Origin of the sequence: Lyngbya sp. CCY1209 (assembly GCF_035615495.1) — a bacterium.
Taxonomy (GTDB): Bacteria; Cyanobacteriota; Cyanobacteriia; order Cyanobacteriales; family Microcoleaceae; genus Limnospira.
In genome coordinates this window covers 1-12,585 of record NZ_JAJENU010000571.1, presented here as the reverse complement: position 1 = coordinate 12,585, position 12,585 = coordinate 1, and the positions used below count along the sequence as shown (strand labels likewise).

Genomic DNA, 12,585 nt, shown 5'->3' with positions numbered 1-12,585 from the left:
CAATAGGAAACTGAAATGACCTTTACATCGATGTTTCAAGGTTTCTAGCCCGATTGAAACTGTTGATACACGAGCGCTCGTTGCTATAAATACCCAAAAATCGAGGGATGCTTGGGACTCCCCCCCTTAATAAGGGGGGGCTGGGGGGGGATCGAGGGGGAGCGGGTCAATAACCGGATCTGATATAACAACTAATCAACTGCTTCAAAAGATTCCACCTGCAACACCGGCCCCACCATCGCCATCGTCATCACATCTTCCCGGACGATACCCTGCACGATCGCCTTCTGTCCCTCCTTTTTCAAATCCGACGGCGCATCTTTCAACTCGTAGGTTTGATCGCTACTAACCAACGCCCAAGTTCCAGTTCCGAAACCTTTTTTCTCAACCACACCTTCGACCGTTATCGTCATTTTTTGTACTCCAAAATAATCAAAAAAAAGAGCGTTTAAACGCTCTCGCCCCCCTAGCCCCCCAATTCTGGGGGGAACCGGAATCTGAAGTCCCCCAAAGTTGGGGGATTTAGGGGGCTTGAGTCCCCCAAAGTTGGGGGATTTAGGGGGCCAATCTCACGCCGCTTTCGTTTCAGTCTTGAGTGCCATACGTGCCAAACCGATACACAGCAGCGCATTGACGATCAAGAAACCACGGGCGATCGCGCCGCCGCCCAAGCCCCAGACCGCCGGGGAAATCACCGCACTCACCGCCAGACAACTAGCCACGCCGATGGTGGTTCCGATCGCGGCCCACTTCCACTGCGGATGTCCGAGGAACAGCACCACCAGCACCGCCGGAATCAACACGCTGGCAAATAGCGGATTCAACACCCCGCTGCCCTGAATGGCGCCGCCGAGTTCCGGGACCGAAGAACCCATCACCCGCATCGGCCACTGGGGCAAATCGAAGATATACAAGCCGCGCAGGAAGAACAGACCGCCACTTCCGGCGACCAAACCGCTGGCCATCGACCAACTCCACTGGAAGGGGAAATAATTCCGCAGGAACCAGGCCAGCAGGTAAGAACCCACAACCATCGCCACTTTCGGCAACAGGGCCACCGCGCCGCCGTCGATCCAGAAGCGGGGGTTCAGATAGCCACTATCCCGCAGCCAGCGGAAGAAGTCGCGGAAGGTGATCTGTCCGCGCAGGGCCACTTGCACCGCACTCGCCGCATCCAACTGGCCCGCCCCGAAGTGGTTGAGGGGGTCTTCTTGCACCTTGCGGGACGACTCTTTCAGGATGGCGGAAATTTGTTCAGGGTCGTCCACTCCCGTGGCCCGAATTAACGCCGCGACTCCGGCGACGTGGGGGGAAGCCATGCTGGTGCCCTGGAAGGCGGCGAAAGTCGATCCGCCGTTCTCCGGGTCCACGGTTTCCTGGAGGATGCCGCCGTCTTGATTTTCCCCCTGGGTGAGTCCGCCGGGGGCGGAGAGATCCACACCCGCGCCGAAATTGGAATAGGGGGTCTTGTTGCCCAGGGAATCCAACGCCGAAACGCCGATCACCTTGGGATAGCGGGCCGGATATCCGGCGGCATTTTGTCCGGAGTTGCCCGCGGCGGCGATAATGACGACACCCTGATCGTAGGCGTAATCGATCGCCTCTTTCATCAGGGCGCTTTCCCCGCCGCCGCCGAGACTCATGTTAATCACATCGGCATTATTGTCGGCGGCAAATTTGATCGCCTCGGCGATATCAGAGATCGTCCCGCCGCCGCCGGCCGAGAGCACCTTCAAGGGCATGATTTTGGCTTGGTGGGCAATTCCCGCCACGCCGTAGCCGTTGTTGGTGGACTGGGCGATGGTACCCGCGACGTGGGTGCCGTGTCCGTTGTCGTCGGAGGCTTGGACGCGATCGTTCACGAAGTCATAACCGGGGACGAATTCGGTATCTTTGAGATCGGTAATCTGGCTGACTCCGGTATCGATCACCGCCACGGTGACGCCATCCCCCCGGGTTTCCTTCCAGGCTTCTTCCACATTGATGCTGCGGAAGTTCCACTGTTTGCCGTAGAGGGGATCGTCGGGGAACCGGTCCATGTCGTCGAAAATAATCGCGCCGACGTTGACCGGTTCGGTGTCGATGCTGTAAATATAGTTGGGTTCGATCGCCTCCGTGTCTCCCCGGAAGGATTTTCTCAGGGATTTGAGCAAGTCGCGATCGCCCCGCACGACGTAGACGTTATCCCGTTGGGAGAAGTCGCTGTTGAGGTGGGGGACCACATTGTAGCGATCGGCGATCGTCCGGACGCGATCGGCGATTTCCGTCTGGGATAACTCCTCCCGGAAATCCAGTACAATCGAATCGTATGTGCCTCGGGTTGCCAAGCCGGTAAAGTTAGAAACCGCCCAGCCCAACCCAAGCAAGAACAAGCACAGTAGTAAAAATCTTTTCATCGGTATTTCGCCATACAGAACGGCTGATTTGTCCGGCTGCAAGCGCACAGACGGGACAAAAATCGGATCGGTGATCCCATTCTATCCGCCATCTCCGATGTCGGACGAGAATTGCAAAAATAAGTAAACGGGTAAATTATGGAACGAGGTTTGCTGTGGCTTCCCCTCCTAGCCGTATTTATCGGACTGGCATGGTCGGGGTGGAACGAATTTCAGAAAGTCGAAGCCTACAAAATTTGGGCGGAACCATTCGATCAAGCCAAATATGATATCTATGCCGTGTTGGGTCAAAAGGGGACGGAACTGACCTGGGGCCAGCCCACCCGCCAGGGCCCGGTCAAGCTGGAAACCTTTTCTCTCAAGGACGTGCAATCAATCTGGCTGTTGGTGGATAACAAATCGGTGGATTTCGAGTCCCCCCCACCCAAGGGAAAATCCGTCGAACTCGAATTTATCATGCGAGAGCAACCCGACCCCATCCGCATCCCCTTCACGGAGATTCCCCTGGCGGCGCAGTGGTGCGAGTATTTGCTCAAAATTTGGGAACCGATGCAGGAGTAGGGAGTCGGGAGTCGGTATTAGGGAGTCGGGAATGGGGAATGGGGAATGGGGAATGGGGAAAATTTCATTTTTCATTTTTCATTTTTCATTTTTCCACTGAATCTGCGAAATCTGCGAAATCTGCGGAAGAAAAGATCCGAATCAATTCCCGCCGTGGCATACAATCAAACCAACTGATATTGGGGCGATTGGTTTCGCCCGTCGTTCCATAATGGGGAACTTTATGATATTTAACCGTTTGCCACGATTTTTCTGCGCTTTCGTCCTCAGTCTCTCTTTGCTGCTGTCGGCTTGCGGGGCAACGACCACCGCACCCCCCCAAAACGCGGGAACCGGGGGAACCGCGACGGATGTGGCCACCGCCGAACCGATCGCGGGCGGCAAATTCAACCGATATTTTCCCAAGGGTGGCGGGGAGTATCAAATTACGTTCCGCCAGGAAAAGCAGGGGTTCGCCCAGGCGAAACTCTCCCAGGGGGGGACGGAATTGGCGATGCTGTCTATCAACGATGTCGCCAATAACCCCAGCGCCCTCAACAAGTTTCGGGACAGCGGCCAGACGATCGCGGGCTATCCCGCTACCACCGTCGGCAACAATACCACGGCGCTGCTAGTGGGCGATCGCTTTCAGGTGAAGGTGCAGTCAACATCGATGGCGCCGGGCGATCGTGAAGCTTGGCTGCAACAGTTCGATCTCAACGGTCTATCCAAATTGCGTTAATTATAGGAGTCTCACCGTGAGCAAATCTATCATCGAATTGGTGGACGACCTGCCCACCGGCGGCATCACCGTCATGGTCTTGAAGGGCCTGGATTTTGCCGTTCCCGGCCAGTGGGAAAATGTGGTCGGTTTCGCCAATACAGTCCAAACCGTCACCGGGGAGGACGACCCAGGATTAATTCAGGATATCAGCGAACGGGCCCTGTGGCTCTACAATGACAAGTCGGAAGGCTACCAAAGGGCGCTGTGGCTGTACGAGAAAATCGACAGTGCGGGGAGTGCATTGGGGACGGCGGCATTAGCCAATAAGGTCAGCGAAAATGTTAGTTTTCTGGGATTTCTGGGCAATTTAACCCCCAAGGCGGACAAAGCCCAGGCGATCGACTTGTCCCTGAAGGTGGTGGCGGAGTTGGTGGCGTTTTGCCAAATTAACGGCATTCCGGGGGACAGCATCGGGGATTTCGTGGGGTCCCTGGCGGACTACAGCGGCGAGTCCCTGATGCGGATGGCGGCGTTGGTGTGTTTGGACGGGTTGATCCCCCTCGGACCCGATTTCATTCAGCGGGTGTTGGAGATCGTTTCGGGTCTGACGCCTTCGGAATTGCAGAAAAGCGAGGGTTTCAAACGCATCAACCCGATGATTCCGGGGGACGACGCCTCCGGGAAGTTGAATTTCGTCCAGGAAAGTTTCAATTCGGTGACGGGTTGGATGAGTGGCTTTGTGGGCGATCGCGATCTGACCCCGGAGAAGGTGGTCAAAAATTTGCAGGGTTTCGTGGATATCGCCGATGACAAGTTGGACTATGTGGGCGCCTTCCTGGACATGACCACCAATTATTACACCCACACCGGCATTCAAACCCTGGCGCGGCGGCTGGTGGAACGAGCTTACGCGGAGATTTAGCCGTTCGGGAAATCGGTTGGAGGGCAGGCACAGAGGCACTGCCCCCACCACTGTTTCATGTTTCTGCTTTGTGGGGGCAACCTTATAGGGTTGCCGGAAATTTAGCCGATCGCGATAAAATATCGGCAATGCTCCGCCGGAGCTTGTGGCTGAATTTCAATAAGGAAGCATCGATGTCAGAAGAAGAACAGAAAAAACCCGCGGCTAAGGCCAAAAAGGAGAAACCCCCCGCCGTCGAAGACAAGCCGTTTCCGGAGTTTATGGAGGGGCACTATGTTCCGGCCCTGCAAACGGCGCTTCAGGAACAGGGAATTGAAGATCTGCAGTTGCAATTCGTGAATGGAAAGTTCCCGCCGAGTCTGAAGATTGCGGAGGAGTGCCCGCAGGTGAAGGGCAGTTGGCTCGGAGGCCGCCGCCAGTTTACGGTGTACTTTCCCGGCGAGGATATCAAGGGGCCCAAGTTCTTCTCCTGGGCGGCGGACGGCACGCAACCGAGCAGCATCGAGGGGTTTTTGGGGGACGAGCGCCGCATCAATTTGGATTTGCTGGTGTTCGGCGTGGTGCAGCGGCTCAACGCCCAAAAGTGGCTGGCGCTCAATTGACCGATATCTGAGCTGAAGTCGCACTTCGGGATACTGGAATGGGAGTCGAAATCGGATGGGTTTCGGCTTCTTCATTTTGGGGCGTTGCGACGATGGTGAAAACCTCACCTGTCAGTTTCGGGCGATCGCGTTAGGATACAGATGACCTCAACTTCAAGTAGACGAAAAATCGGAGTGTCGAATCATGGTGGAAAAAGTTAAAAAAAGTGAGTCGGAATGGAGGGAACAGCTCACGCCCGAGCAGTTTAAAGTCACCCGAAAGAAGGGGACGGAACGGGCCTTTACCGGCCCCTATCACGACAATAAGGAAAAGGGCGTTTACCGCTGCGTTTGTTGCGGCAACGAGTTGTTCAGTTCCGATACCAAATTCGATTCAGGGACGGGTTGGCCGAGTTTTTGGGCGCCCGTCGGTGAAGATAGTGTACAATACGAGGATGATAATAGCCTCTTCATGCGCCGCACCGAGGTTCTCTGTGCCCAGTGCGATGCCCACCTGGGCCACGTTTTTGACGATGGTCCAGCCCCGACCGGAAAGCGCTACTGCATGAATTCGGTGGCGTTGGATTTCGATAAAAAAGGCGATTCCTAGCGATTCTCGGCCCCAAATGTCAGCCTCGTCGTTTCGGGGCTGATGTGTGCGATCGCTTTGGATCGCCTTCAATTCAAACGGAATTCGGCTTGAAATAAAGGATAAAATCAATGATGGGTGGGGCGATTCTGGAACCGATTTGACCGAGCCACAAAAGTCACTTCTTATTTGGCAATTTACGCCACAGTTTGTGAAGTTTGTGGATTGACAAATTGCACGTTTAATGATAGGTAAATCTCTGAAATCAGGACTGACAAGCGATCGCGGCTCCATTCGTTCTCTCCATCAAGGATCGTCAATGGGATCGACTGATATATTTTGTGATGAAAGTTACAGTCGGAAAGATGTTAACTTTATGTATTCTCACCGGTGCGGATAGTTTGTCATAATGGACGACAGTTGAAGGGAGAGTAAAAAGAGCAACTAGCCTTTCGTAGCATCTCACCAAAAACGACTCTCTCTCAGCTCAATATTGGGTTGGCGATCGCGCTGGCTCTGGGTTGGCTCTCCCGATGCGCTGGGATGCGATTCGATCTCACCTTGATGAGGTCTCGGATCGGTTCTATCCCGGCATCAGGGGCAATCCGTTTATTTATCTCCCTAGCCGATGCCTCTTTTTGAAGATCTACGGCGATGTCAAAAAAGTTACCGCGACCCCTGTAATTTCCCTGATGAACGAGATCTTCCTGTCATCCCCATCAAATCGATAATCAATCAAAAAAAATTGCTCGATAACCCTTTCAGAACCGACGCGAGTTGATACCCGGGTGTGGTTGATGTTTGGGAAATTCCCAATTGAGTTCTCAAAAAATTGATGCATCGACCGATCGCCTTATAATAGGTTTAATCTCCCATGTTCTAAGGGTCAGGCTGGTCGATCATGACAAATCGCGAAAAATTGCTGCAGTTTGCAGAAGCATTGGTACTCTCGAGGCGGGGAAACCCTCTCAGCTACATCGAAAAAGTGGTCTTGGACGAATCGCTGCAAAATCTCAAAAAGACCTACGACGAAATTGCTACGGAAAACGGCTACTCCCCCAGATATTTAAAAAATGGGGTGGCCCCCCGGCTCTGGCAAATGCTCTCCGACATCCTCGGGGAAAAGGTGAGCAAAACGAACTGCCGGTCGCTTCTCGAAAATCAGTTGAGCGGTTACGGAAATTTTGGGGGCGAGAGTGTGAGGGCGGACCCTATGTCAAAACCCGGCCCGCTCTCCGGGGACGGCGGCATCGGGATAGAGTCTCCCGAGGGACAGGTCCCCCTGGCTTCGCAACTCTACATCGAGCGCCCGCCCATCGAATCGATTTGCTATCAAGAAATTTTACAACCCCGGGTGCTGCTCCGCATCAAGGCGCCCCGACAGATGGGGAAAACCTCGCTGATGGCCCGGGTACTCGCCCACGGGGAAGGGCAGGGTTTGACTCCGGTCCGCCTCAGTTTCAACCAGGTTGAAAGTGAGCTGTTCGCCTCGACGGACAGGTTTTTGCGGTGGCTGTGCGCCAACGTCGCGCAACAGATGGGACTGCCTTCCCTGTTGGATGAATTCTGGGACGAAGATATGGGGGCGTTGGTGAGTTGTTCGCTCTATTTTCAGGAATATTTGCTCGAAAAAATTGACTCCCCCCTGCTCCTGGCTTTGGATGAGGTGAACCAGCTTTTCGAGCACCCCTCCCTGGCCAGAGATGTTTTGACATTGCTGCGGTCTTGGCACGAAGAAACCCGAGATATCGGGATTTGGCGGAAACTGCGGCTGCTCATCGTCCACTCCACGGACGTTTACATCCCCTTAAACACCAACCAATCCCCCTTCAATGTCGGGCATTCCCTGGAGTTGCCGCCCTTTACCCCGGTGCAGGTTGTGGAGTTGGCCAGCCGCCACGGGTTGCAGTTGAGTTCGGAGGAACTGACGCAGTTGTGCCGACTGGTGGGGGGGTTTCCCTATCTGGTGCGGCTGGCGCTCTACGAAGCCATGACTCGGAATGTCCCCCTCCCGAATTTGCTGTCGGAGGCGACGAGGGAAACGGGAATTTACAGCCGTCACCTGCATATGCAATTGTGGCACTTGCAGCAAAATCCCGAGTTGGCGATCGCGTATCGCAAAACCGTGCAGGCGACCGAACCGATCCGACTCGACCAGGTGTCGGGGTTCAAACTCAAAAGCATGGGGCTGGTGAATCTGGAGGGCGATCACGCTACGGTCAGTTGCGAGCTTTACCGGCGATATTTTGGCAGCCAATTGGAGCGTTTTTAGTTAAGTTTTAAAGCGCTCACCGGTACATCGTCCCAGGATTCGACGGTCCGCAGGCGGGCGACCCAACCCAGTTGTTTTTGGGCGTCCGTCAGATCGTTTTTAAATGTCTCGTGACAGTCTTTCGCCTGAGTTTCGTCGCAGCAGGCGATGCAGGAATAAATGATGCCGGACGGATCGATCTGTTCGTTGACCCAAATCGTCATGTTTGATGTCCTCAGTCTTTCTAAATTTCTGCGGGATAGGGATATTTTACAGCAGGGAGTGGGGAATGGGTGAAGAGGTAAGAGGCAAGAGGTAAGAGGCAAGAGGCAAGAGGTAAGAGGTAAGAGGTGAAATGACAACTTTTTAGACTTATTTTTCAAGGCGACTCAAGTCGCCGTTCGTTTTTCATCTACGTTTTAAAAAACGTAGCTTTCAAACTCTTGTCCTTTTCTCGTAATTCCTGCGATCGCTATGTTGATTATTTAATCATGTGTATGGGCGTGTTACCCCCACGGAATCATTATCGCCCCCCGGCGGAAAAATGTCAACCCCTTTCCCCAAAATTCGGCGTCGATTTTTTCAAAAATTATTAATTATCAATGATCAGGTGATGTCAACCCCACCGGCAAAGTTCGGTTTGGCGTACCATTGCGGGGGTGCGATCGTGGTTCGGCTATTCCCATCTTTTCAGTGGTTAAAACCGAATCCACATCGAAGGTTGAATGGACTATTCTTGAAATCAAGCGGGTAGCAAGCGCACCCAGAAACCGACAGGGATTTTAAACAGGAGGACAAGACAATGGCACTGGTTCGTTTTGGTTGGGAACCCTTCCGGGAAATCGACACTCTGCAACGTCAAATGAACCACCTGTTCGACAGTTTGACGACCAGCACGGAAGATGTCGGCGCGGCCTTCGTTCCCCCGGCCGAACTCCACGAAACTCCCGAAGCATTGCACCTGAAATTAGAATTGCCGGGAATGAATCGCGAAGACATTGACGTGCAGGTGACGGCGGATGCGATCGCGATCGGGGGCGAACGGAAATCCGAAACCCACGCGGAAGAAAAAGGCGTGACCCGCAGCGAATTCCGCTACGGCAAATTCCGCCGTGTGATCCCCCTTCCGGTTCGGGTTCAAAATACCGACGTTCGCGGAGAGTACAAAGACGGCATTCTCAGCTTGACCCTTCCCAAAGCCGAGGAAGAGAAGCACCGGGTGGTGAAAGTCGAACTCGGGTAAATCAATTATAATCTTGTTGTTGGGCTTCAGCCCGTGGAAGCGCTAAAGCGCAACAACGGATAGACTGTTAATATGAGAATCAATAAGTTGGGAATGGGGCGGCACAGGTCGGAGAGCATTTGACCCGATTCCCAACTTTGTTATCATGTAGAGAAATTGGGAGGTATCGCCCATGCCAGCGACGACGGATTACAAAGATTATTATGGGATTTTGGGGGTGGATAAAAATGCCAGCACCGACGACATAAAAAAGGCGTTTCGGAAGTTGGCGAGAAAATATCACCCCGACCTCAACCCCAACAATCGCGAGGCGGAACAGAAATTCAAAGACATCAACGAAGCCCAGGAAATTTTGACCGATCCGGAGAAGCGACGGAAGTATGATCGCTTCGGCCAGTATTGGCAACAGGCGGGTCAGGGAACGTCGCCGGGAAGTGGTTTTGAAGATTTCGACTTCGGACAGTACGGCAATTTTGAAGACTTTATCAACGAATTGCTGGGGCGGTTCGGAGGGGCATCTTCACGCCAATCCTACGGCTATTCTCAGGGTGGAAATTCCGCCGGTTTTGACGATTTCGGAGACTTTTTCGGGGGCGGATATGCGGGTTATCGCGATATTCCCCCCAGGGATTTTACCGCCTCGTTACCGCTGACGTTTTCGGAAGCCTTTCGGGGGGTAGAAAAGAAATTTACTTTGGATGGTGAAACGATCCGGGTGAGGATTCCGCCGGGGGCGAAACCGGACAGTCGCATCCGGGTGAAGGGGAAGGGGGGAGTCAGCCCCACTTCTCAGAAACGGGGGGATTTATATCTGACAGTGGAACTCGAACCCCACCCATTTTTCCAGTTCGACGGAAATAATATTATCTGCGAACTTCCGATTACTCCGGAAGAGGCGGTTTTGGGAGGGGAAATTCAGGTTCCGACGCCGGACGGACAGGTGACGATGAGGATTCCGCCGGGGGTGGATTCGGGGCAGTCCCTGCGGCTGCGGGGGAAGGGTTGGCCGGTTCCGAAGAGGAAGGAACGGGGCGATCAGATCGTGCGGTTGAAGGTGGTGACGCCGAAACAAGTGGGCGATCGCCAGCGGGAGTTGTACGAAGAATTGCGGAAAATCGGCAATTTCAATCCCCGCCAAAATTTGGAAAATATCAGCTTGTAGAATTGGGAATCTCAGGAGGGATAAATTATGACTAGCAGCACAATTTTTGACCGGTTTGAAACGGTAGAATATCTTTGGATCGATGAAATGGGGCGGGTGCGGCGGAGTGGCAAACAAGGGCCTGCGGCGGCGGGGGCGAAAATGTATTCGACTCGTCCGATCCGCAATTTCGATACCGCAGAATGGGCAAATTCGACGGTTATCGACGTGGAGGCGATCGCTTCGGAAGTGGTGGAGGAAAAGGCGCCGAGATGGTGGGAACGGGCGAACCGCTGGCTGAAGGCGGCGAGTCGGGTTCTGTGGCCGGCGATCGGATAGTATGAGTCCCCAAACCCCCAATTCTGGCCCCCAAACCCCCAATTCTGGCCCCCAAACCCCCAATTCTGGCCCCCAAACCCCCAATTCTGGGGGCTTTGATGAGGGACGATTTTCGGGGTCCTAAACCCCCAATTCTGGCCCCCAAAGCCCCAATTCTGGGGGCTTTGATGAGGGACGATTTTCGGGGTCCTAAACCCCCAATTCTGGCCCCCAAACCCCCAATTCTGGGGGCTTTTAGCGAATCAAATTTTTGCGAATCATTGAAAATTGCTATAGTATAATAGAAGTTTTTTCGGTTTTTAAAAACAGGATGAAAATTGGAGGATCGTGAATGCAGGATAGCAAAAAAGAATCGAATCTGTTCCGCCAGTGGGGCGGTTATGCGATCGCCGTGGTGTTGAGCGTGGGGCTGACCCTGGCATCGCTGCGGGTGTTCCCCGGTGTGTTTCTGCCCCCCGCCAAGGCGACGAGTCCGCAGGTGGCGGAGGTTGCTGCTGTCGCCCCTGTTGCTGAACCGGAATCGGTGGCGATCGCACCCCAACGGGCGGGCAATTTTGTGGCGATGGCGGTGAACCGCGTCGGGCCGGCGGTGGTGCGGATCGATACGGAACGGACGGTTTCCACGAATCTCCCGGACCCGTTTTTTGACGACCCGTTTTTCCGCCGCTTTTTCGGTGACGATGGCTTTCCTCAGTTCCCGAAAGAATACCAGCAGCGGGGGCAAGGATCGGGTTTTATTGTTGACAGCAATGGCGTTATTTTAACCAACGCCCACGTCGTCCGGGGGGCCGATCGCGTGACGGTGACGCTGCGGGACGGACGGGAATTGCAAGGGGAAGTCAAAGGTGCCGACGAACCCTCGGATCTGGCGGTGGTGAAGGTGGAAGGAACGGATCTTCCCGTCGCGAAACTGGGCAATTCTGCGGAAGTTCAGGTGGGAGATTGGGCGATCGCGGTGGGAAATCCTTTGGGATTGGATAATACCGTCACCCTGGGAATTGTCAGTACCCTGAATCGCCTCAGTTCGGAAGTGGGAATCCCGGATAAGCGGCTGGAATTCATCCAAACCGACGCGGCGATCAACCCCGGAAATTCTGGCGGTCCTTTGTTGAATGAACGGGGGGAAGTGATCGGCATCAATACGGCGATCCGGGCGGACGGACAGGGCATCGGATTTGCCATTCCCATCGATGCGGCGAAGGAAATTAAAGATCGATTGGCGAGGGGCGAAAGAATCCCCCACCCGTTCATCGGAATTCGGATGATTTCTCTGACTCCGGAAATTGCCGAGGAAGCTAACAGCGACCCCAATTCGATGCTTTTGGTTCCCGAAATTGAGGGGGTTTTGGTGGTGCAGGTGATTCCGGACAGTCCGGCGGCACGGGCGGGTTTGCGTCGCGGCGACGTGATTACTAAAATTGATGGCGATCGCGTCACGGAGGCGGATCAGTTGCAGCGAATTGTGGAGAAATCCCAAATCGGAAAGCCGCTGCGATTTGAAGTGCGGCGGGGGAATGGAACGGAGGCGATCGCCATTCGTCCGGGCGAACTTCAGGATGCGAATTTGCGGCAGTAGCAAGCCCCCTAAATCCCCCAACTTTGGGGGAGTTCAGCCCCCTAAATCCCAAAAAAGTGGGGGTAATTCAGCCCCCTAAATCCCCCAACTTTGGGGGAGTTCAGCCCCCTAAATCCCCCAACCTTGGGGGACTTCAGCCCCCTAAATCCCCCAACCTTGGGGGACTTCAGACTTAATTGTAGGGTGCGTTCCCTGAAATAATCTGTAATGGTGGGTTACGGCGCGAATGAAAAGTTGTCGGTTTTTCAGAAAAATTACTGCCGCGCCTAACCCACCCTACTGA

Annotated in this window: 13 protein-coding genes; 10 read left to right on the top strand and 3 right to left on the bottom strand. The window is 54.2% G+C overall.

Annotated elements, in window-relative coordinates:
• Window positions 1-191 precede the first annotated feature (191 nt).
• Both LKE08_RS20070 and LKE08_RS20065 read right to left on the bottom strand, forming a co-directional pair.
• A complete protein-coding gene (locus LKE08_RS20070; protein WP_324706031.1) occupies window positions 192-413 on the bottom strand; it encodes a hypothetical protein in 222 nt (73 codons plus the stop codon).
• Window positions 414-569: 156 nt separating this feature from the next.
• Window positions 570-2,396 (bottom strand): S8 family peptidase, encoded by a 1,827-nt coding sequence (locus LKE08_RS20065; protein WP_324706030.1) that lies wholly within the window; start codon window positions 2,394-2,396, stop codon window positions 570-572.
• A 138-nt stretch (window positions 2,397-2,534) separates the two neighbouring features.
• Between LKE08_RS20065 and LKE08_RS20060 the strand changes: the two genes are divergently transcribed.
• From LKE08_RS20060 to LKE08_RS20035, 6 genes are all read left to right on the top strand, one after another.
• The gene (locus tag LKE08_RS20060) at window positions 2,535-2,957 is read left to right on the top strand and encodes a hypothetical protein (protein WP_324706029.1); all 423 of its coding nucleotides are present in this window, start codon (window positions 2,535-2,537) and stop codon (window positions 2,955-2,957) included.
• Between the two features lie 223 nt (window positions 2,958-3,180).
• Complete coding sequence (locus LKE08_RS20055; protein ID WP_324706028.1) at window positions 3,181-3,678, top strand: hypothetical protein; 498 nt, start codon at window positions 3,181-3,183, stop codon at window positions 3,676-3,678.
• Window positions 3,679-3,694: 16 nt separating this feature from the next.
• The gene (locus LKE08_RS20050) at window positions 3,695-4,582 is read left to right on the top strand and encodes a hypothetical protein (protein ID WP_324706027.1); all 888 of its coding nucleotides are present in this window, start codon (window positions 3,695-3,697) and stop codon (window positions 4,580-4,582) included.
• Window positions 4,583-4,755: 173 nt separating this feature from the next.
• Entirely contained in the window at window positions 4,756-5,184 is a 429-nt protein-coding gene (locus LKE08_RS20045) for a DUF2996 domain-containing protein (RefSeq protein WP_324706026.1), read from the top strand.
• A gap of 184 nt (window positions 5,185-5,368) precedes the next feature.
• A complete protein-coding gene (gene msrB / locus LKE08_RS20040; RefSeq protein ID WP_324706025.1) occupies window positions 5,369-5,773 on the top strand; it encodes a peptide-methionine (R)-S-oxide reductase MsrB in 405 nt (134 codons plus the stop codon).
• 880 nt (window positions 5,774-6,653) lie between these two features.
• Complete coding sequence (locus LKE08_RS20035) at window positions 6,654-8,024, top strand: AAA-like domain-containing protein (RefSeq protein WP_324706024.1); 1,371 nt, start codon at window positions 6,654-6,656, stop codon at window positions 8,022-8,024.
• Here LKE08_RS20035 and LKE08_RS20030 read toward each other — a convergent pair.
• A complete protein-coding gene (locus LKE08_RS20030; RefSeq protein WP_324706023.1) occupies window positions 8,021-8,227 on the bottom strand; it encodes a glycogen debranching protein in 207 nt (68 codons plus the stop codon). The two genes, LKE08_RS20035 and LKE08_RS20030, sit on opposite strands and share 4 nt — an antisense overlap.
• Before the next feature lie 578 nt (window positions 8,228-8,805).
• Here LKE08_RS20030 and LKE08_RS20025 point away from each other — a divergent pair.
• From LKE08_RS20025 to LKE08_RS20010, 4 genes are all read left to right on the top strand, one after another.
• Window positions 8,806-9,246, top strand: a complete 441-nt coding sequence (locus LKE08_RS20025) for an Hsp20/alpha crystallin family protein (protein WP_324706022.1) — start codon at window positions 8,806-8,808, stop codon at window positions 9,244-9,246.
• A 172-nt stretch (window positions 9,247-9,418) separates the two neighbouring features.
• A complete protein-coding gene (locus LKE08_RS20020) occupies window positions 9,419-10,408 on the top strand; it encodes a DnaJ C-terminal domain-containing protein (protein ID WP_324706021.1) in 990 nt (329 codons plus the stop codon).
• Between the two features lie 27 nt (window positions 10,409-10,435).
• Complete coding sequence (locus LKE08_RS20015) at window positions 10,436-10,726, top strand: hypothetical protein (protein WP_324706020.1); 291 nt, start codon at window positions 10,436-10,438, stop codon at window positions 10,724-10,726.
• Between the two features lie 331 nt (window positions 10,727-11,057).
• Window positions 11,058-12,302, top strand: a complete 1,245-nt coding sequence (locus LKE08_RS20010; protein ID WP_324706019.1) for an HhoA/HhoB/HtrA family serine endopeptidase — start codon at window positions 11,058-11,060, stop codon at window positions 12,300-12,302.
• Window positions 12,303-12,585: the final 283 nt, after the last annotated feature.